The sequence below is a fragment of the Stenotrophomonas sp. Sm6012 genome (genome assembly GCF_030985895.1).
In the GTDB taxonomy this organism is placed as follows: domain Bacteria; phylum Pseudomonadota; class Gammaproteobacteria; order Xanthomonadales; family Xanthomonadaceae; genus Stenotrophomonas; species Stenotrophomonas forensis.
On the sequence record NZ_JAPTFX010000089.1, the window covers coordinates 1 to 18,482 of the forward strand.

At 67.6% G+C, this 18,482-nt stretch carries 17 protein-coding genes and 1 pseudogene; 10 read left to right on the forward strand and 8 right to left on the reverse strand.

The window, feature by feature from the left end:
* Positions 1 to 169: pseudogene (locus O0J73_RS14780) on the forward strand (ligand-binding protein SH3); the annotation flags it as partial.
* 216 nt (positions 170 to 385) lie between these two features.
* On the opposite strand, the gene serS reads toward O0J73_RS14780, so the two are convergent.
* Positions 386 to 1,666: a serine--tRNA ligase gene (gene serS / locus O0J73_RS14785; protein WP_308309015.1), complete on the reverse strand. Its 1,281-nt coding sequence runs from the start codon at positions 1,664 to 1,666 to the stop codon at positions 386 to 388.
* A 113-nt stretch (positions 1,667 to 1,779) separates the two neighbouring features.
* Between serS and O0J73_RS14790 the strand changes: the two genes are divergently transcribed.
* Positions 1,780 to 2,418: an energy transducer TonB gene (locus O0J73_RS14790; RefSeq protein WP_308309016.1), complete on the forward strand. Its 639-nt coding sequence runs from the start codon at positions 1,780 to 1,782 to the stop codon at positions 2,416 to 2,418.
* A gap of 119 nt (positions 2,419 to 2,537) precedes the next feature.
* Positions 2,538 to 3,110 carry an energy transducer TonB gene (locus O0J73_RS14795; protein WP_006452398.1) on the forward strand — a complete coding sequence of 191 codons (573 nt, stop codon included), beginning with the start codon at positions 2,538 to 2,540 and terminating at the stop codon, positions 3,108 to 3,110.
* A 196-nt stretch (positions 3,111 to 3,306) separates the two neighbouring features.
* On the opposite strand, the gene aroA is transcribed toward O0J73_RS14795, so the two are convergent.
* The 4 genes from aroA to O0J73_RS14815 form a co-directional block, all read right to left on the reverse strand.
* Entirely contained in the window at positions 3,307 to 4,614 is a 1,308-nt protein-coding gene (gene aroA / locus O0J73_RS14800; protein ID WP_308309017.1) for a 3-phosphoshikimate 1-carboxyvinyltransferase, read from the reverse strand.
* 75 nt (positions 4,615 to 4,689) lie between these two features.
* The gene (gene pheA / locus O0J73_RS14805; protein ID WP_308309018.1) at positions 4,690 to 5,889 is read right to left on the reverse strand and encodes a prephenate dehydratase; all 1,200 of its coding nucleotides are present in this window, start codon (positions 5,887 to 5,889) and stop codon (positions 4,690 to 4,692) included.
* A gap of 51 nt (positions 5,890 to 5,940) precedes the next feature.
* A complete protein-coding gene (gene serC, locus O0J73_RS14810; RefSeq protein WP_308309019.1) occupies positions 5,941 to 7,026 on the reverse strand; it encodes a 3-phosphoserine/phosphohydroxythreonine transaminase in 1,086 nt (361 codons plus the stop codon).
* 165 nt (positions 7,027 to 7,191) lie between these two features.
* Positions 7,192 to 7,998 carry an FHA domain-containing protein gene (locus O0J73_RS14815; protein WP_308309020.1) on the reverse strand — a complete coding sequence of 269 codons (807 nt, stop codon included), beginning with the start codon at positions 7,996 to 7,998 and terminating at the stop codon, positions 7,192 to 7,194.
* Between the two features lie 125 nt (positions 7,999 to 8,123).
* Between O0J73_RS14815 and O0J73_RS14820 the strand changes: the two genes are divergently transcribed.
* From O0J73_RS14820 to O0J73_RS14830, 3 genes are all read left to right on the forward strand, one after another.
* Positions 8,124 to 8,399 (forward strand): polyhydroxyalkanoic acid system family protein, encoded by a 276-nt coding sequence (locus O0J73_RS14820; RefSeq protein WP_005417302.1) that lies wholly within the window; start codon positions 8,124 to 8,126, stop codon positions 8,397 to 8,399.
* A gap of 80 nt (positions 8,400 to 8,479) precedes the next feature.
* Complete coding sequence (locus O0J73_RS14825) at positions 8,480 to 8,971, forward strand: phasin family protein (RefSeq protein WP_006452496.1); 492 nt, start codon at positions 8,480 to 8,482, stop codon at positions 8,969 to 8,971.
* Between the two features lie 237 nt (positions 8,972 to 9,208).
* Positions 9,209 to 10,198: a restriction endonuclease gene (locus O0J73_RS14830; protein WP_197563682.1), complete on the forward strand. Its 990-nt coding sequence runs from the start codon at positions 9,209 to 9,211 to the stop codon at positions 10,196 to 10,198.
* A 181-nt stretch (positions 10,199 to 10,379) separates the two neighbouring features.
* Here O0J73_RS14830 and O0J73_RS14835 read toward each other — a convergent pair whose 3' ends face one another.
* The 3 genes from O0J73_RS14835 to O0J73_RS14845 all read right to left on the reverse strand — a co-directional run bounded on the left by O0J73_RS14835 (position 10,380) and on the right by O0J73_RS14845 (position 13,067).
* Positions 10,380 to 10,772 carry a type II toxin-antitoxin system HicB family antitoxin gene (locus tag O0J73_RS14835; protein WP_308309021.1) on the reverse strand — a complete coding sequence of 131 codons (393 nt, stop codon included), beginning with the start codon at positions 10,770 to 10,772 and terminating at the stop codon, positions 10,380 to 10,382.
* 167 nt (positions 10,773 to 10,939) lie between these two features.
* Positions 10,940 to 11,668, reverse strand: a complete 729-nt coding sequence (gene hutC / locus O0J73_RS14840) for a histidine utilization repressor (RefSeq protein WP_049458702.1) — start codon at positions 11,666 to 11,668, stop codon at positions 10,940 to 10,942.
* A 28-nt stretch (positions 11,669 to 11,696) separates the two neighbouring features.
* Complete coding sequence (locus O0J73_RS14845; protein ID WP_308309022.1) at positions 11,697 to 13,067, reverse strand: formimidoylglutamate deiminase; 1,371 nt, start codon at positions 13,065 to 13,067, stop codon at positions 11,697 to 11,699.
* A 67-nt stretch (positions 13,068 to 13,134) separates the two neighbouring features.
* On the opposite strand from O0J73_RS14845, the gene hutI reads away from it, so the two are divergent.
* The 4 genes from hutI to hutU are packed head-to-tail and all read left to right on the forward strand — an operon-like array spanning position 13,135 to position 18,411.
* Positions 13,135 to 14,358, forward strand: a complete 1,224-nt coding sequence (gene hutI, locus O0J73_RS14850) for an imidazolonepropionase (RefSeq protein WP_308309023.1) — start codon at positions 13,135 to 13,137, stop codon at positions 14,356 to 14,358.
* Positions 14,355 to 15,896, forward strand: coding sequence for a histidine ammonia-lyase (gene hutH / locus O0J73_RS14855; RefSeq protein WP_308309024.1), 1,542 nt, complete (start codon positions 14,355 to 14,357; stop codon positions 15,894 to 15,896). Before hutI ends, hutH begins: the two co-directional genes overlap by 4 nt.
* Positions 15,893 to 16,747 (forward strand): N-formylglutamate deformylase, encoded by an 855-nt coding sequence (gene hutG, locus O0J73_RS14860; protein ID WP_006452775.1) that lies wholly within the window; start codon positions 15,893 to 15,895, stop codon positions 16,745 to 16,747. Before hutH ends, hutG begins: the two co-directional genes overlap by 4 nt.
* Positions 16,744 to 18,411 carry a urocanate hydratase gene (gene hutU / locus O0J73_RS14865; protein WP_197563686.1) on the forward strand — a complete coding sequence of 556 codons (1,668 nt, stop codon included), beginning with the start codon at positions 16,744 to 16,746 and terminating at the stop codon, positions 18,409 to 18,411. The genes hutG and hutU overlap by 4 nt, the downstream gene beginning before the upstream one ends.
* Positions 18,412 to 18,482: the final 71 nt, after the last annotated feature.

Consider the following 18,482-nt stretch of genomic DNA (forward strand, 5'->3'; position numbering starts at 1 on the left):
TGCGCAGGGTGGCGCTTTTGCCACGGAGGCTTACTGCGCGCGGGAACTGGATGTGGATCCCGGGCAGGTGCTGCGCGGGGAACGCACGCTCAATGGCTGGGCGTGGTGCGTACCGGAAACGGGCGAACCCGGATGGGTGCCGTTGGAGAAGGTGCGCGTCATGGAGTGATCGCGGTAGTTCATTGACGCAGGGCGTGGATGCAACCCGCATCGTAGATCCACGCCGTGCGTGGATTCGGTGCCATGCAAGCATGGCACCCACCCGAGCCACTGCGATGCCATGCAAGCATGGCACCCACCAGAGCCACAGCAATGCCATGCAAGCATGGCACCCACCAGAGCCACGGCGGTGCCGTGCAGGCACGGCACCCACCCGATCAGGGTGTCAGGCGATGGTTTCCAGGCCGCCCATGTACGGGCGCAGCGCTTCCGGCACGGTGATGCTGCCGTCGGCGTTCTGGTAGTTCTCCATCACCGCGATCATCGCGCGGCCCACCGCCACGCCCGAGCCGTTCAGGGTGTGCGCCAGCTCCGGCTTGCCGGTGGCCGGGTTGCGCCAGCGGGCCTGCATGCGCCGGGCCTGGAAATCACCGCAGTTCGAGCACGAGGAGATCTCGCGGTAGGTTTCCTGCGACGGCAGCCAGACTTCCAGGTCGTAGGTCTTGATCGCCGAGAAGCCCATGTCGCCGGTGCACAGCAGCACCTTGCGGTACGGCAGGCCCAGCTTTTCCAGCACCACTTCGGCGCAGCGGGTCATGCGCTGGTGCTCTGCGTCGCTGTCTTCCGGGCGGCTGATCGAGACCAGCTCGACCTTCTCGAACTGGTGCTGGCGGATCATGCCGCGCACGTCGCGGCCACCGCTGCCGGCCTCGGCGCGGAAGCACATCGAATGGGCGGTCATGCGCAGCGGCAGGCGCTCGGCATCCACGATCTCGTCGCGCACGATGTTGGTCAACGGCACTTCCGAAGTCGGGATCAGGTAACGCGTGGAATCACCCACGGCGGTCTTGAACAAGTCGTCCTCGAACTTCGGAAGCTGGCTGGTGCCACGCAGCGAATCGGCGTTGACCAGCAGCGGTACGTTGGTCTCTTCATAGCCGTGCTCGCCGGTGTGCAGGTCGACCATGAACTGGGCCAGGGCGCGGTGCAGGCGCGCGATCGGGCCACGCAGCACGGTGAAGCGCGAACCGGACAGCTTGGCCGCGGTCTCGCCGTCCAGCCAGCCATTGCGGGCGCCGAGTTCGACGTGATCCAGCACCTTGAAATCGAACTGGCGCGGGGTACCCCAGCGCGCCTGCTCGACGTTGTCGTTCTCGTCGGCACCGGCCGGCACGTCATCGGCCGGAATATTCGGGATGCCCATCGAGATCGCATCGATCTTCTCGCGCAGTTCGTCCAGCGCCACTTCCGAAGCCTTCAGTTCGTCGGCGAACGCGGCGACCTCGGCCATGATGGCCGAGACATCCTCGCCCTTGGCCTTGGCCTGGCCGATGGCCTTGGAACAGCTGTTGCGCAGGCTCTGCAGCTCCTGGGTACGCACCTGGATGCGCTTGCGATCGGCCTCCAGGGACTCCAGGGCAGACACGTCGAGCTCGAAGCCGCGGCTGGTGCGCAGGCGTTCGGCGAGGTCGGCGGGCTGGTGGCGGAGCAGGGCTGGATCAAGCATGGCAGGTGTCGTGGTGGGTATCAGGGATGGGATTATCGCTTGTTATACGGATTTCTGCCGCCCGGTTCATTCCCGCCGTGGCAGAATCGGGCTATTCCGTACTGGTCCGGTCCATGTCTGCACCCCGCTCGTCGTCCGCCAAGTCGTTCACCGTGCATATCCCGCGCAACGCCCTGAAGATCGCCGGCATCGCGTTCGGTGTGGGCATCCTGCTGTTCGTGCTGGTCTGGCTGACCGGGCGCGACAAGGAATTCTTCCGCGCCGACCCGGCCGCACAGACCCCGCAGGAAACGGCCCAGGTGGAGCCATTGCCGGAGCCGCTGGCCGCGGCGGCAGGCTCCAGCGACATGCCCGATGCCAAACCGGCCCCGGTGGAGGAAGACGCCCCGAAGCTGGTTGAAACCACCCCGCCGCCGCCTGCCCCGGTGGCGGAAGCGGCCCCGGCTGCACCGGGCCTTGCTCCGGCGGCCACCGGCAACAGCCAGCCGATGCCGATTGCCGGCCAGTCGCCGCCGCCTGCCTATCCTGCCGCCGCCCTGCGTGCCGGTGAGACCGGCAGCGTGGTGGTACGCGTGGATGTGGATGCCACCGGCTACCCGAACAACGCCACGGTGATCCAGCGCAGCGGCTCACGCGAGCTCGACCGTGCCGCCACCGATGCAGTACGCCGCTGGCGCTTTACCCCGGCGCAGAGCAACGGCCAGGCCGTGCCCGGCAGCATTGAAGTGCCGTTCGACTTCAAGACGCAATAACTGAACGCTTGCCGGCAGGCAAACTGAACCCTGCCGGTTGCGTTGACGCAACGCTGACACTTCTCGTCCATGGCTCGGGCAACACTGCCCACGTCGTCCATTGACGGAAGGAGTTTGCGATGACTGCCACCACCCACGAAGACCTTCATTCGCCGCAGCTGCAGCAGGATTCCAGCCTGCAGCACAGGCCCACATCACCGTGGATGTGGATCGCGCTGATCGTGGCGATGTTCGCGGCCGCCCTGCTCTGGCTGCGTCACTCGAACCAGGAAGATGTGGCGCCGGCACCGGTTGGCGAGCGCATGCTGCCAGCCCCTGAGCAGGCCGCGGTTGCCGATGCTGCGGCGCCTGCCGCGCGCCAGGCCGCACCGGCTTCCAGCCAGCGCAAGGCGGCGCCGGTGGTGCGCAATCGTGAAGCGCGCCCGCTGGCCAGCAACCGCATGCCGACCTACCCCGCCGCTGCACTTCGCAGTGGTGTGCAGGGCAGCGTGATCGCCAGCCTGAATGTCGATACCCGCGGCAACGTCGCCAACGCGGCAATCGTTTCGCGCAGCGGCGAGCGCAGCCGCGACCTGGATCGTGCGGTGCTCAACACCGTGCAGAACTGGAAGTTCCAGCCTGCGGTGCATGACGGCCGCGCAGTAGCAAGCGTGGTGCGGGTCCCGGTGGATTTCCGTACCGAGCAGCGTTGATCGCGGACGAGGGGTTCGTGATGTTTCGACGGAGGCTTCGGCCTCCGTCTTTTTATGTGGGGAAGCGTGCCAACCAAGGTTGGCACCTACCGGTTGATGGAAGCGTGCCAACCAAGGTTGGCAACTACCGGTCGATGGAAGCGTGCCAACCAAGGTTGGCAGCTACCGGGTTGCATCGTCCGCCGGACGTGGCCGCTCAGGCCAGGTTGAACCCGGCGCTGCGTGCCAGGCCGTCGAAGTCCGGGAAGGACGTGGCGACGTTGGCGATGTCGTTGATGCGCACTTCGCCGTCGCTGATCTGGCCGGCAATGGCGAACGCCATGGCAATGCGGTGGTCGCCGTGGCTTTCGATGGTGCCGCTGCCCAGGCGCGCACCGCCGTGCAGGGTGGCGCCATCTTCGGCTTCATCCACCTGCATGCCCAGCGCGCGCAGGCCGGTGGCCATCGCGGCGAGGCGATCGGATTCCTTCACCCGCAGTTCGGCGGCGCCGCTGACCACGGTCTGCCCTTCCGCTGCGGCAGCAGCGACGAACAGTGCCGGGAACTCATCGATCATGTCCGGAACCAGCGCTTCCGGAATGCGCGCACCCTTCAGCGGTGCGTAGCGCACCACCAGATCGGCCACAGGTTCACCGCCCTGCTCGGCCGGATTCTCTTCGGTGATGTCCGCGCCCATCAGGCGCAGTGCATGCAGCAGGCCGGTGCGGCGCGGGTTCAGGCCAACCTGCTTCAGGCGCAGCTCGGAGCCGGGAATGATGCTCGCCGCCACCAGGTAGAACGCAGCCGAGGAGAAGTCGGCCGGCACCACGATGTCGGTGGCACGCAGGCGCTGGCCGCCACGCAGGCGCGCCTTCCCCGGCGAGAATTCGATGTCCACGCCAAACGCGGACAGCATGCGCTCGGTGTAGTCGCGGGTCGGGTGCGGTTCGGTCACCTGGGTTTCGCCCTGCGCATACAGGCCGGCCAGCAGTACGGCCGACTTGATCTGTGCGCTGGCCACCGGCGAGGCGAAGTCGATGCCGTGCAGCGTCTGGCCGCCATGCACGTGCAGCGGCGGCGTGCCATCGCTCTCGGTATCGATCTTCGCCCCCATCTGCGACAGCGGGGCGGTGACGCGGCGCATCGGACGACCGGACAGCGACTCATCGCCGATCAGCGTGCAATCGAACGCCTGCCCGGCCAGCAAGCCGGCCAGCAGGCGCATGCCGGTACCGGCGTTGCCGCAGTCCAACGGCGCATCCGGCGCTTTCAGGCCGTCGATGCCGACGCCGTGCACGATGCGCTGCGACGGGCTCGGCGTTTCGATGCGCACGCCCAGCTGGCTGAAGATACGCGCGGTGGCGCGAGTGTCTTCGCCTTCCAGGAAGCCCTCGATGTGCGAGGTGCCATCGGCCAGCGCGGCGAACATCACCGAGCGGTGCGAGACCGACTTGTCGCCGGGAATGGTCAGGCTGCCCTGCAGCGGCTGGCCCTTGCGGGCGATCCAGTGTTGCGCGTTGCTCATCGTTCGATCATTCCGTAAACGCCGGCAGCGCCGGCGATGCATCAGGGGCAGCGGCCGCAGCCGCCACAGCAGCACTCAGGGCACGGCCACCGGATAGGAACCCAGCACCTTGATCTGCGCCGAGTGCGCTTCCAGTTCGGCCAGCGCGGCCTGCATCGGCGCGTCGTCAATATGACCGGCCAGGTCGATGAAGAAGCCGTATTCCCACTTGCCGTGGTGCGACGGGCGCGACTCGATGCGGTTCATGCTGATGCCATGGCGGGCGAACGGGCTGAGCACGTCGAACAGCGCACCGGGCTTGTCATGGATGAACACCAGCACCGAGGTGCGGTCATGGCCGGAGGTCGGGAAGATGTTGCGGCCCACCACCAGGAAGCGGGTAGTGTTGTCGGCGTCGTTCTGGATCGGCTTGGTTACCACCTTCTTCAGGCCGTACACATGGCCGGCGCTCTCGCCACCGATGGCCGCTGCATCGTCGGCGTTACGCGCACGGCGCGCGCCTTCGGCATTGCTCGATACCGGAATCTTCTCGGCCTTGGGCAGGTTGGCGCGCAGCCAGGCCGAGGTCTGCATGAACGACTGCGGGTGTGCGTAGATGCGCTCGATGTCCTCGATGCGGCCGCTGCGCGACATCAGGTACTGCTGCACGCGCAGTTCCACTTCACCGCAGATCTTCAGGTTCGAGGTCAGGAACATGTCCAGGGTGATCTGGATGGTGCCCTGGCCCGAGTTCTCCACCGGCACTACGCCGAAATCGGCGTTGCCCGCTTCCACTTCCTGGAACACTTCTTCGATGCTGGCCATCGGCAGGCCCAGCGCCGAGCGGCCGAAGTGCTTGAGTACGGCCTGCTGGCTGAAGGTGCCTTCCGGGCCGAGGTAGCCGATCTTCAGTGGCTCCTGCTGGGCCAGGCAGGCCGACATGATCTCGCGGTAGACATGCACCAGCAGCTCATCACTGAGCGGGCCTTCGTTGCGGTCCACCACCATGCGCAGCACCTGCGCTTCGCGTTCGGGGCGGTAGTAGTCGACGGCGGCGGCGAGCTTGCCCTTGGCCTTGCCCACCTGATGGGCGAAGCGTGCGCGCTCGGCGATCAGGTTCTGGATGTCACGGTCGATCTGGTCGATCTTCGAACGCACATCGGCCAGCGCCAGCGGCGCCAGGGTCGGTGCCGGGTTCGAGGCGGCCTTGGCCTTGCCCTTCGCCCTGGCGGGCGCGCTGCCCTTGGCCGGTTCGGCCTTCTTCGTCGCCTTCTTGCTGGATTTGCTGCTTGCCATCGGAATTCCTTGTTGCGGGGCACGCACCCGACGGTGCGCGCCGTTCATTGCTCAACCGTGACGCTGCTGGAAATCGGCCATGAAGGCGACCAGCGCCTCGGCCCCGGCCAGCGGCATGGCGTTGTACAGCGAGGCGCGGATGCCGCCGACCACCTTGTGCCCCTTCAGCGCCAGCAGGCCGGCGGCCTTGGCTTCGGCCACGAAGCGGGCATCGAGTTCGGCATCGGGCAGGAAGAACGGGATGTTCATCCGCGAACGCGCCGCATGCGCGACTTTGTTGCGATAGAAGCCACCGGAGCCGTCGATGGCGCCGTACACCAGGGCGGCCTTGGCGACGTTGCGCCTGGCGAACTCGGCCACGCCGCCTTCGGCCAGCATCCACTTGAACACCAGCCCGGCCAGGTACCAGTTCCAGGTGGGCGGGGTATTGAGCATCGAATCGCGGGCGACGTGCGAGCGGTAATCGAAGATGTCCGCGCGCGGCTGGCCGCTGCGTTCAAGCAGGTCACGGCGGATGATCATCACCGCGATGCCGACCGGCCCCAGGTTCTTCTGCGCACCGGCATAGATCACGCCGTAGCGGCGTACATCCAGCGGCTCGCTGGCGATGGAGGAACTGAAATCGGCGATCAACGGGACGTTGCCGGTGTCGGGCACATCACGGAACTCGACGCCGTGGATGGTCTCGTTGGCGGTGATGTGCACATAGGCGGCATCGGGCGAGAGCTGCCAGTCGGCACGCGGCGGCAGCGTGCGGTAGCCATCGGCCTCGCTGCTGGCGGCAATGTTGACGTCGACGTAGACACCGGCCTGCTTGACTGCGGTCTTGCCCCAGTGGCCGCTGACCACGTAGTCGGCGCGCTGGCCCGGGGCGGCGAAGTTGAGCGGGATCAGGGCCTGCTGGGTGGTGGCGCCACCGGACAGGAACAGCACCGCATAGTCGTCGGGGATGTCGAGCAGGCGCCGCAGGTCGGCCTCGGCCTCGGCCGCCACGGACATGAACTCCGCGCCGCGATGGCTCATTTCCACGATCGAGGCGCCGGACCCGTGCCAGTCCAGCATTTCCGCCTGCGCCTGGCGCAGGACCGATTCCGGCAAGGTTGCAGGGCCGGCACTGAAGTTGAACGCGCGCGTCATGTCGCACCTGTGGGGCAAGGCCCCTAGTATGCCGCAGTGCACCAGCCTTGCGGCCTAGTGCGGCAAGGGAAATTTGGTTTCATTGGAATCCATTGGCCGCCAGCATGGATCCGGTAGTCGCCGACCTTGGTCGGCACCCACCGGAGCGGACCCTCTGGGTTCAGATCAGCGCGCGCCGAACCAGAGCAGCAGGCTGAGCAGCGCAGCCAGCAGCAGTGCGCTCACCAGCAGCCACGGCCAGCGCCGCACCTTGCGCGGTGCAGCCGGCAGAACCGACGCCTGCTCGGCATCCTGGCCCGACTCGTCCTCGACCGGCAGCGGCCGACGGCGCGGGTCGTGTGGCACTTCCAGCACGAAACGGTGCTGGCCATCGAACACGACCTGGTCGCCGGCCTGCAGCCAGCAGTGGCGTACCGCCACCCCGTTGACCCGGGTGCCGTCAGCACTGCCCAGGTCGCGCAGCAACACGCGCTCGCCGTGCACTTCCACCCGCGCATGCTGCTCGGCGAACGCCGGGTCATCGATGGCGATGTCGGCCTCGCTGCCGCGGCCAATCAGGCGGGCCCGCGACAGAGTGAAGCCACGCCCATGATGGAGACCACCGACACCGCGCAGCAGGCGCTGCTGTTCGTCGGTCCCTTCCTCGTTCTTCGGTGCAGGGGCCTGCAACAGGCTTTCGACTTCGCCCTGCAGCACCATTTCCACGCCATCCACGTACACCGCGTCGCCCGCGCGCAGCAGGGCCATCCGGCGCACCGGGCGGCCGTTCACGTGGATGCCGCGGATGCCATTACCCACCTGCAACCAGAGGCCGCGGTCGTCCATGCAGAACTGCGCAAGCAGCAGGGCGCCATTACCGGCGTCGCCAAGCCGCACGCTACCGTTGGCCTGGCGCACGATGCGCTGCACCCCGGGCCGCAGCGGCTGGTCGGGCTGTTGTTGCTGACTGAAGTGAACAAGCAGGTTCTGCACGCGGCGCAGCCTAGCAGGTTGGCCGCCAACGAAGAAGAACCTGCGATGAGTGCTTGGCGCGAAGGCCCTCGATGCGCACAATGCTCGCCCTCATTGATCATCCCCGCCCTGCGCCAGGAGCCTGCATGTCCACCATCGATGTCCGCCACGCCCACGCCCTGCCCGACGCACAGGCGCGCGCCGCGATCGAACAGGTTGCCGCCAAGTTGTCCGAGCGCTTTGGCCTGAAGTCCTCGTGGACCGCCGATGTGCTGAACTTCTCCGGCAGCGGCGTGGACGGTGCGATCGAACTGCAGCCGGGCGCCGTGCGCGTGACCGCCAAGCTGGGCTTCCTGCTGTCGGCGATGAAGGGCATGGTCGAAGGCGAGATCCAGCGCGTGCTGAAGGAAAAGCTGGGCTGAATCCCGACGGCGGCCGTCACGGCCGTGCAACGCCAACGCGCGCTACTCTCGGGGCAGGCCCAACTCCCACGGGAAGTGCGATGAACCAGTACGAGAACGACGACCGCCGCAACGACGACGCTTCTTTCGGTGACCAGGCCGAGCGCTTCTCGCGCAAGCTCAGCGACTCCGCGCAACAGGTCTGGCTGGCCGGCCTGGGCGCGCTGGGCCGTGCCCAGGCCGAAGGCAGCCGCTTCTTCGATGGCCTGGTGAAGGAAGGCGAAGCCTGGGAGGCACGCCGCCGTGAACGCAATGGCGAGCAGGGCCCGGGTTGGCGCGACAACGTGGAATCGTCGCTGGATGAGGCCCGCGAGAAAGCCTCCGGCACCTGGAACAAGGTCGAAAAGGCCTTCGACGACCAGGTGCAGGGCGTGCTCAAGCGCCTGCATGTACCCACCGCCGACGAAGTGACGGCGCTGGAAGCCCGCATCGATGCCCTGCATGCGCGCCTGGCCAAGCTGGAGAATCGCGCCGCCTCAGGTGCCGACGCTCCCGCCCCGGGCAGCCATCAGTCACCGGACAGCGTGCCCTGACCGCCATTGTTGCAATGCAATAAATTTTGATTGACAATCGCGAGCAACCCGCCAATCGCTTCGGCTGCCGTTTGTTCCCTCCCCTCACGGCTTCAGGATTGGCGGGTTTTTCGTGCCTGCCGTATGCCGAATCTGCGCGCGCCGTCACATTTCCTGTCAGGAACCTCCTGACCCAGCGGCGCGATACGACCTTTACACTGTCGTCTTCCGCACTCGCCCCCTCCGCGCACCTCCTGCATGCTCCCCTGGATCCTGGCCCTGCTGTCGGCCCTGTTTAGCTGTTCCCTTGCCGTTGTCTATCTGTGGTGGATCAAGCGGCGGCAGAAGGAGATGCAACTCGGCCTGCAGGCTCTGGCCGGCATGCACTGGCGCGAATTCTCGGTGCTGGTTCGGCGCATGCTGCGCGAACAGCGCGGCCTGCGTGAACTCAGCGATGCAACAGAGGAATCACGCGAGCCGAGCAGCGACTTCCTGCTCAGCGACGGCCCCAACACCTGGCTGGTGTCGTGCAAGCACGGTCTGGCTTATCGCATTGGTACCGCCGCGGTGAACGAACTGGGCGCCGCCGCGCGCCTGGCCGGCGCGAAGGGCGGCGTGCTGCTGACCGAAGGGCGGATCGAACGCGATGGCCGCAGCGCTGCCGAAAAACAGGCGGTGGAAGTGCTGGACGGCCCACGCCTGTGGCCACTTCTGCATCCCTACCTGCCGGGCGATATCGAAGCGCGCGTGCGCGCCAGCGCCAGGCATGAAGCGCTGCGCCGGATCGCGATTGCCGCACTGGGCTCGGTCACGCTCGGGTTGCTGGTGGGCTTGGGCCTGCAGGGCCTGCACATGGAAGAGGCCAGGCCTGTTGCCGCTGCACCGACGGCGGCAGCTCCTGCGGTCGCACCCGCAACCGAGCCGGGCCCGGTTGCGGCGGCACCGGCCACTCCACCGGCCCCCTCGGACACGGACGCGCGCAGCAATCCGAACCCGGATGCGGCCACCCTGGATCGCTACCAGGCCGAGCTGGCCCGTGCCCTCGCCGGCAAGCCCGGTATTGCCAGCGGCGTGTGGCTGACCCGGCAGACCCTGGCGATCAACCGCACCGGTGAACTGGACGCGGTGTGGCCACGGGTCTGCGAGGAAGTGCTGCACTACCCCGCGCTGCGCAACGTGCGCATCCAGCTCAATGCCCGCCCCGGCGTGGATGAGCCGGTGCGCTGGCGGCAGTGCGCTACGTATTGATGCGGCAGCATCCACGCATGGCGCGCATCTGCCAGTGGCTCGCACGCATCACGTAATCCCAACCGGGATTCAGTAGATCCACGCCATGCGTGGATGCCTCTGTGGCGTCGAGCTACGCTCGACTCATCGCGCATCACACGAACAGCAGCCCAGCATGGGCTCGGCTCTTCATGGCGCCGGCTCAGCCCAATGCTGCGAGATGGGCGATGTAACTGGAACGCGATTCACCCGCCGCTCTTGCCTGCGCATCCAGCCTAGCCAGGATCCGGCGTGGCAGGCTGAGGTTGACCCGCTCGATGGTGTCGTCCAGCAGCGCCGGATCAATGCAGATGTACGCAAGAATCCAACGGATGTCCTTGGATGCCTCGGCGGCGATTTTCTGGGGCGCGGAAGGTGTCGGAATCGAGCGCCCGTCATCCAGGGCCGCGTCGATCCAGGCAAGCGCAGCCTCTTCCGCAGCGCTGAGCGCATCATCAAGCGTGTCGGCCGCCGAGAAGCACCCGGGCAGATCCGGAACGACGACGCCCCAGGCGGTGCGCTCATCGCCTGCCTCGATCAAGACTGGATAGCGCATGGGACCTCCTACGTCAGCCTTGCGAGCTTCCGCGAATCCGCCGACAGGTCCAACCTGCCGCTTCCAATTCCCGGATGAGCTCCCTGCTCTTCATGCAGGGACGATACACATCGTACACACGCCCCGACAGAGTTCAAGGCGACAGTACAGGCTGAGCGAATCGGCGCCTAGCGCGCGCCCGGCGCAAAGCGCGCCACCAGGTCCCACGCGTCGCCAAGGAACACCTGCCGCACGCGGGTGATCGGCTGTTCACCGCGCCAGGTCAGGCGCTCGATCACCAGGCAGGCGGTGCCAGGCTTCACGTCCAGCAGCTTGGCCGTGGCGGTGTCCGCGCCCCAGGCACTGATGCGGTGCTGGGCCCGGGTCCACGACACGTTCTGCAGCAGCCAGCTGCCCGGTGCGGTGGTGTTGAAATCGACCTCCAGCACCTCGGGCACGCCGACCGGACTGATCAACCGATGTTCCAGCGCCAACGGGCGGCCATCGGCCAGGTGCAGGCAGCGCATCGCCAGCAGCTTCTGCTGGCCGGCCAGCTCGAGCTCGCCGGGATTGCCGGCGTCGGCCAGGCGCAGTTCGCGCTGCAGCAGCCGGTAGCCATACTGATGCCCGCGCGAGCCCACCTCCATCGCGATATCGGGGATCTCCAGCGCCACCTGCTCCAGGTGCGGCGGCTGCCGTGCCACGAACGAGCCGGCGCGACGGCGGCGCTCGATCATGCCGCTCTCGGCCAGTGCGGTCAGCACCTTGTTCACCGTCATCCGCGAGCAACCGTACTGCTCCATCAGCTCGTGCTCGTACGGGATGCGGAAGCCCGGCGCCCACTCTCCGCTGAGGATGCGGCTTTCCAGATCGCTGCGGATACGCTGGTTGAGCGTGGCGGACTTGCTGGCCTTCACGTAATGGAGTCTCGGTGGCGGGAGGCGATCAGTCCAGCACGCCCTTCAGGGCGGCGGCAAAGGCGGTGGTGATCGCCTCGCGCTGCAGGTGGCGGCCGTCGGCCACGTACTGGCGGCCATGGCGCCAGACCGATCGCAGCGCGCCATTACGTGCGGCGAACACCCAGCTGTCAAGCCACGCGTCGTCCTGTCGCGCCTGCAGCGCGGGATGCGCAGCGTCCAGTTCAACCAGGTCGGCACTGGCACCGACCTGCAGGCCCGCCGCCACGCCCAGTGCCTGCGCACCGCCATGCAGTGCGCCCTCGAACAGGAAGCGACCGGTGCTGCGGGTGGCATCCGGGGCCAGCACATTGCGCCCGCGCAGGGTCAGGCGCTGGCCGTACTCGAGCAGGCGCAGCTCTTCGGCGGCGTCGATCAACACATTGGAATCGGAACCGACGCCGAAGCGACCGCCTTCGCGTGCGAACGCCCGCATCGGGAACAGGCCATCGCCCAGGTTGGCCTCGGTGATCGGGCACAGACCGGCCACGGCCCGGCTGGCCACGATGGCTGCGCGCTCGTCGTCGGTGATGTGGGTGGCATGCACCAGGCACCAGCGCGCGTCCACCGGCGCATGGTTGTACAGCCACTGCACCGGGCGCTGGCCGCTCCAGGCCAGGCAGGCCTCGACTTCGCGCACCTGCTCGGCGATATGGATGTGCACCGGGCCGTCGGTCAGCGGCAGCAACGCACTCAGTTCCTCGCCGGTGACTGCACGCAGGCTGTGCGGCGCGATTCCGAGCACCGCGTCAGGCAGCGCGGCCAATGCCGGCCTGGCGGCCTCCAACAGCTGCGCGAAGCCGTCCACATCGTGGATCAGGCGACGCTGCGCGGGATTAGGCGGCGCACCGCCGAAATCAGCATGGGCATAGAACACCGGCAACAGGGTCAGGCCGATGCCGGTCTGATCGGCCGCCGCCGCAATCCGCGCACTCATCTCGGCACGGTTGGCATACGGGCGACCGTCGGCGTCGTGGTGCAGATAGTGGAATTCGCCAACGCGGGTGAAGCCACTTTCCAGCATTTCCATATAGGCCTGGGCGGCGATGGCCTGCACCGCATCCGGGCGCAGGTGGGCCAGGAAGCGGTACATCAGTTCGCGCCAGCTCCAGAAACTGTCGCCGTCACCGCCGCCGATCTCGGTCAGGCCGGCCATGCCACGCTGGAACGCATGGCTGTGCAGGTTGGGCAGGCCCGGCACCAGGATGCCGACCCGGGTATCGCCCGGCTGCGCACCCTGGCCCGTGCGGATGTCCGTGATGCGGCCGTCCTGCACCTGCAACTGGACATCGCGGGCCCAGCCTCCGGCCAGCAGGGCGTGGGCGGCATGGAATCTGTTGGGGGAACGCGAATCGGACATGGCTGGACAACCCGAAATGGACGCCTATATTGTATAGACATATAAGCACAGCCGCGTTGTGGATGCCATGCACGTCGATACCCTCTGGTCCAACGTCCACCTGATCACCCTCGACGGCGACGGCCTGGGCGTCATCCGCGATGGCGTGCTGGCCTGCGCCGACGGACGCATCGTCCATGTCGGCACCGCCGGCAGCGATGCCCACCTGCAACCGACCACCCGCATCGACGGCGAAGGCCGCTGGATCTCGCCGGGACTGATCGACTGCCACACCCATCTGGTCTACGCCGGCAACCGCGCCAACGAGTTCGAGCAGCGCCTGCAGGGCGTCAGCTATGCCGAGATCGCCCGTGCCGGCGGCGGCATCGTCTCCACCGTGCGTGCCACCCGCGCCGCCACGCCGGAACAGCTGGCCCGTGAAAGCCGCCCCCGCCTGCTGGCGATGCGCGCCGAAGGCGTGACCACGCTCGAGATCAAGTCCGGCTACGGCCTGACTTTGCCCGACGAACGCAAGCAATTGCAGGTGGCGCGTGCGCTGGGCGAGGAATGCCGGGTCAACGTGGTGACCACCTTCCTCGGCGCACATGCCATCCCGCCGGGCCGCGAGGCACAGGAATACACCGACGAGGTGTGCAACGTGATGATTCCGGCCATCGCCGCCGAAGGCCTGGCCGAAGCGGTGGATGTGTTCTGCGAGAACATCGCCTTCTCGCCCGCGCAGGCGCGGCAGGTGTTCGAGGCGGCACGCGCCCACGGGCTGGCGGTGAAGATCCATGCCGAGCAGCTGAGCAACCAGCATGGCGCCGAACTGGCGGCCGGCTTCGGTGCACTCTCGGCCGACCATATCGAGCACCTCGATGACGCCGGCATCGCGGCAATGGCCGCCGCCGGCACCGTCGCCGTGCTGCTGCCCGGCGCCTTCTATTTCACCCGCGATACCACCCTGCCGCCGATCGCGGCGCTGCGTGCGGCCCGGGTCCCGCTGGCGCTGGCCACCGACAGCAACCCGGGCACCTCGCCCCTGACCAGCCCGCTGCTGGCGATGAACATGGGCGCCACCCTGTTCCGCCTGACCGTGGACGAGTGCATCGCTGGCTTCACCCGTGAAGCGGCGCGTGCGCTGGGCCATGGCGACCGTATCGGCCGACTGGCCGTGGGCATGGACTGCGACCTGGCGATCTGGGACATCGACGCCCCCGCCGACCTGGTCTATCGCATTGGATTCAACCCGCTGCACGCGCGCGTGGTGCGCGGACAGCCCGACCTGCCTGCCTCCTGGAGCAACACATGAGCAACACCCTGGTTCTTCGCCCCGGCCACGTCACTCTCGCCCAGTGGCGGCAGGTCTATCGCGGTGCACCGCTGGCACTGGACCCGGCCGCGCTGCCGGTGGTGCGTGCCAGTGCCGCGGCCGTGGCCGCCATCGTCGCCAAGGGCGCGCCGGTCTATGGCATCAACACCGGCTTCGGCAAGCTGGCCAGCGTGCGCATCGAGCGCGAGGACCTGGCCACCCTGCAGCGGAACATCGTGCTCTCACATGCTGCCGGTGTGGGCGAGCCGATGCCGGCCAGCGTAGTGCGCCTGATGATGGCGCTGAAGCTGGTCAGCCTTGCGCAGGGTGCTTCGGGCATCCGTGAGGACACCCTGCTGCTGCTGGAGGCGATGCTGGTCAAGGGCGTGCTGCCGGTGGTGCCGGCACAGGGCTCGGTGGGTGCTTCGGGTGACCTGGCACCGCTCTCGCACCTGGCCAGCGTGATGCTGGGCGTGGGCGAAGCCTTCATCGGCGACGAACGCCTGCCCGCGGTCGATGCTCTGGCGCGCGCCGGTCTGCAGCCGATCGAACTGGGCGCGAAGGAAGGCCTGGCGCTGCTCAACGGCACCCAGTTCTCCACCGCTTATGCGCTGGCTGGCCTGTTCGAGATCGAGACCGTGTTCCAGGCCGCGCTGGTCACGGGCGCACTCGCGGTGGAAGCGGCCAAGGGCTCCGATACGCCGTTCGACCCGCGCATCCACGCCATCCGTGGCCAGCGCGGGCAGATCGCCACCGCGGCCACCCTGCGCACGCTGATGCAGGGCTCGGACATCCGCGAATCGCACCGTGACAACGATGTGCGCGTGCAGGATCCGTACTGCCTGCGCTGCCAGCCGCAGGTGATGGGTGCCGCACTGGACATCCTGCGCCAGGCCGCGACCACGCTGGAAATCGAAGCCAATGGCGTGTCCGACAACCCGCTGGTGTTCACCGATACCGGCGAAGCCCTGTCCGGCGGCAACTTCCACGCCGAGCCGGTGGCCTTCGCCGCCGACATGCTGGCGATGGCGGTGTGCGAGATCGGCTCGATCAGCGAGCGCCGCCTGGCGATGCTGGTGGACCCGGCGCTGTCCGGCCTGCCGGCGTTCCTGACCCCGCGCCCGGGCCTCAACTCGGGCTTCATGATTCCGCAGGTGACCGCCGCCGCGCTGGTCTCGGAAAACAAGCAGCGCGCCTACCCGGCGAGCGTTGATTCGATCCCCACTTCGGCCAACCAGGAAGACCATGTGTCGATGGCCGCGCACGGCGCGCGCCGCCTGATGCAGATGGCCGAGAACGCGGCCAACGTGATCGGCATCGAGCTGCTGGCCGCCGCGCAGGGCTGCGACTTCCACGCCCCGCTGCGCTCCAGCGCCGCGCTGGAAAGCGTGCGCGCCACCCTGCGTGCGCAGGTACCGACGCTGGAAGAGGATCGCTACTTCCACCCGGACATGGTGGCCGCCACGAACCTGGTGCGCAGCGGCGCGTTGGCGCAGGGCCTGGCCGATCTGTTGCCGACCGCGGAACCGCAGGCATGAACGCCCATCCCGAATGGCTGACCGTGCACGAGGGCGACGCCCCCCTCATCGTCAGCTTCCCGCATACCGGCAGCGAGCTGCCGCACGACCTGATCGGCGACTACCATTCGCCGTGGCTGGCCCGTCGCGACGCCGACTGGTGGGTGCACGAGCTGTACGACTTCGTGCGCGGCATGGGCGCGACCACGGTGCGCTCGGCGATCTCACGTTCAGTGATCGATCTCAATCGTGATCCCAGCGGTGTCTCGCTGTACCCAGGCCAGAACACCACCGGCCTGTGCCCGCTGACCACCTTCGACAACCAGCCGCTGTACCACGCCGGGCGCGAGCCGGACGAGGCGGAAATCGCCCGCCGCCGCGATACCTATTTCCTGCCCTACCACGATGCGCTGGCCGCGCAGATCACCCGCCTGCGCGCACGCTACGGCACCGTGGTGGTGTACGACGCGCACTCGATCCGCTCGCACATTCCACACCTGTTCGACGGCGAACTGCCGCAGTTCAACCTGGGCACCGCCGGCCCCTCCGGCACACCGGACACCTCCTGCGACAACGCCTTGAGCGATGTGGTGGAGAACCTGCTGAAAATCAGTGGCATGAGCCAGGTGCGCAACGGCCGCTTCAAGGGCGGCTGGATCACCCGCCACTACAGCAACATCGCCGGCGGCGTGCATACCCTGCAGATGGAACTTGCCTGCCGCGGCTACATGCACGAGCCACTGCCCGACCAGGTGGACGAACACAGCTGGCCCACCCCGCTCGACCCCGACCACGCCGCACCGCTGCGCCACACCCTGGCGCAGGTGCTCAACGCCTGCCTTGAATTCGCTACGAACCGGAGCGCCGCATGACCCGCAACGACCCGTCCCGCACCATCGCCGCGCCGACCGGCACCACGCTCAACGCCAAGAGCTGGCTGACCGAAGCGCCGCTGCGCATGCTGATGAACAACCTGCACCCGGACGTGGCCGAGCGCCCGCAGGAACTGGTGGTGTACGGCGGCATCGGCCGCGCCGCGCGCGATTGGGAGAGCTTCGATGCGATCGTCGAAACGCTCAAGCGCCTGGATGACGACCAGACCCTGCTGGTGCAGTCGGGCAAGCCGGTGGGCGTGTTCCGCACCCACGCCGACGCACCGCGCGTGCTGATCGCCAATTCCAACCTGGTTCCGCGCTGGGCCAACTGGGACCACTTCAACGAGCTGGATAAGAAGGGCCTGGCCATGTACGGCCAGATGACCGCGGGCAGCTGGATCTACATCGGCGCGCAGGGCATCGTGCAGGGCACCTACGAGACCTTCGTGGAAATGGGTCGCCAGCACTTCGGTGGCGACCTGACCGGCAAGTGGCTGTTCACCGGCGGCCTGGGCGGCATGGGCGGCGCGCAGCCGCTGGCCGCGGTGATGGCCGGCGCCTCGTGCCTGGCAGTGGAATGCCGCAAGAGCAGCATCGACATGCGCCTGCGCACCGGATACCTGGATACCTGGACCGATAACCTGGACGAAGCGCTGCGCCTGATCGACGAGTCGTGCAAGACGGGGACGCCGAAGTCGGTGGGCCTGCTCGGCAACGTCGCCGATGTGCTGGCCGAACTGCTCAAGCGCGGCATCAAGCCCGACCTGCTGACCGACCAGACCTCCGCACATGACCCGGTGAACGGCTACCTGCCGCAGGGCTGGACCGTCGAACAGTGGGACGACAAGCGCGTAGCTGCCCCCAAGGAAGTGGAGAAGGCTGCACGCGCGTCGATGGCCAACCACATCCGCGCCATGCTCGGCTTCCACGCGCTGGGCGTGCCGACCGTGGACTACGGCAACAACCTGCGGCAGATGGCGCTGGAAGAAGGCGTGGCCAATGCCTTTGACTTCCCCGGTTTCGTGCCGGCCTACATCCGTCCGCTGTTCTGCCGCGGCATCGGCCCGTTCCGCTGGGCGGCGCTGAGCGGTGACCCGGAAGACATCGCCAAGACCGATGCCAAGGTGAAGGAACTGATTCCGGACAACCCGCACCTGCACCGCTGGCTGGACATGGCCGCCGAGAAGATCAAGTTCCAGGGACTGCCGGCGCGCATCTGCTGGGTGGGCCTGGGCGATCGCGATCGACTGGGCCTCGCCTTCAACGAGATGGTCGCCAACGGCGAGCTGAAGGCGCCGGTGGTGATCGGCCGCGACCACCTGGACAGCGGCAGCGTGGCGTCGCCGAACCGCGAAACCGAAGCGATGGCCGACGGCTCCGATGCAGTATCCGACTGGCCGCTGCTGAACGCCCTGCTCAATACCGCCAGCGGCGCGACGTGGGTGTCGCTGCATCACGGCGGCGGCGTCGGCATGGGCTTCTCGCAGCACGCCGGCATGGTGATCGTCTGCGACGGCACCGAGGCCGCCGCCAAGCGCATCGGCCGCGTGCTGTGGAACGACCCGGCCACCGGCGTGATGCGCCATGCCGATGCCGGCTATGAGATCGCGATTGATTGCGCGAAGGAAAAGGGATTGGATCTGCCGGGAATCCTGGGCTGATCGCAGGGGTGCCGGCCAGCGGCCGGCACTATCGGGCACGTTCCGCCCTGGCAGGTGTGGTAGTGCCGGCC

Coding starts and splice junctions, on each gene's coding strand:
- serC (WP_308309019.1), bottom strand. CDS start 7,026: ATGACGCGCGCGTTCAACTTCAGTGCCGGCCCTGCAACCTTGCCGGAA.
- O0J73_RS14830 (WP_197563682.1), top strand. CDS start 9,209: ATGCTCCCCTGGATCCTGGCCCTGCTGTCGGCCCTGTTTAGCTGTTCC.
- hutG (WP_006452775.1), top strand. CDS start 15,893: ATGAACGCCCATCCCGAATGGCTGACCGTGCACGAGGGCGACGCCCCC.
- O0J73_RS14795 (WP_006452398.1), top strand. CDS start 2,538: ATGACTGCCACCACCCACGAAGACCTTCATTCGCCGCAGCTGCAGCAG.
- serS (WP_308309015.1), bottom strand. CDS start 1,666: ATGCTTGATCCAGCCCTGCTCCGCCACCAGCCCGCCGACCTCGCCGAA.
- pheA (WP_308309018.1), bottom strand. CDS start 5,889: ATGGCAAGCAGCAAATCCAGCAAGAAGGCGACGAAGAAGGCCGAACCG.
- hutI (WP_308309023.1), top strand. CDS start 13,135: ATGCACGTCGATACCCTCTGGTCCAACGTCCACCTGATCACCCTCGAC.
- O0J73_RS14845 (WP_308309022.1), bottom strand. CDS start 13,067: ATGTCCGATTCGCGTTCCCCCAACAGATTCCATGCCGCCCACGCCCTG.
- hutH (WP_308309024.1), top strand. CDS start 14,355: ATGAGCAACACCCTGGTTCTTCGCCCCGGCCACGTCACTCTCGCCCAG.
- O0J73_RS14835 (WP_308309021.1), bottom strand. CDS start 10,772: ATGCGCTATCCAGTCTTGATCGAGGCAGGCGATGAGCGCACCGCCTGG.
- aroA (WP_308309017.1), bottom strand. CDS start 4,614: ATGAGCAACGCGCAACACTGGATCGCCCGCAAGGGCCAGCCGCTGCAG.
- O0J73_RS14790 (WP_308309016.1), top strand. CDS start 1,780: ATGTCTGCACCCCGCTCGTCGTCCGCCAAGTCGTTCACCGTGCATATC.
- hutU (WP_197563686.1), top strand. CDS start 16,744: ATGACCCGCAACGACCCGTCCCGCACCATCGCCGCGCCGACCGGCACC.
- O0J73_RS14820 (WP_005417302.1), top strand. CDS start 8,124: ATGTCCACCATCGATGTCCGCCACGCCCACGCCCTGCCCGACGCACAG.
- O0J73_RS14825 (WP_006452496.1), top strand. CDS start 8,480: ATGAACCAGTACGAGAACGACGACCGCCGCAACGACGACGCTTCTTTC.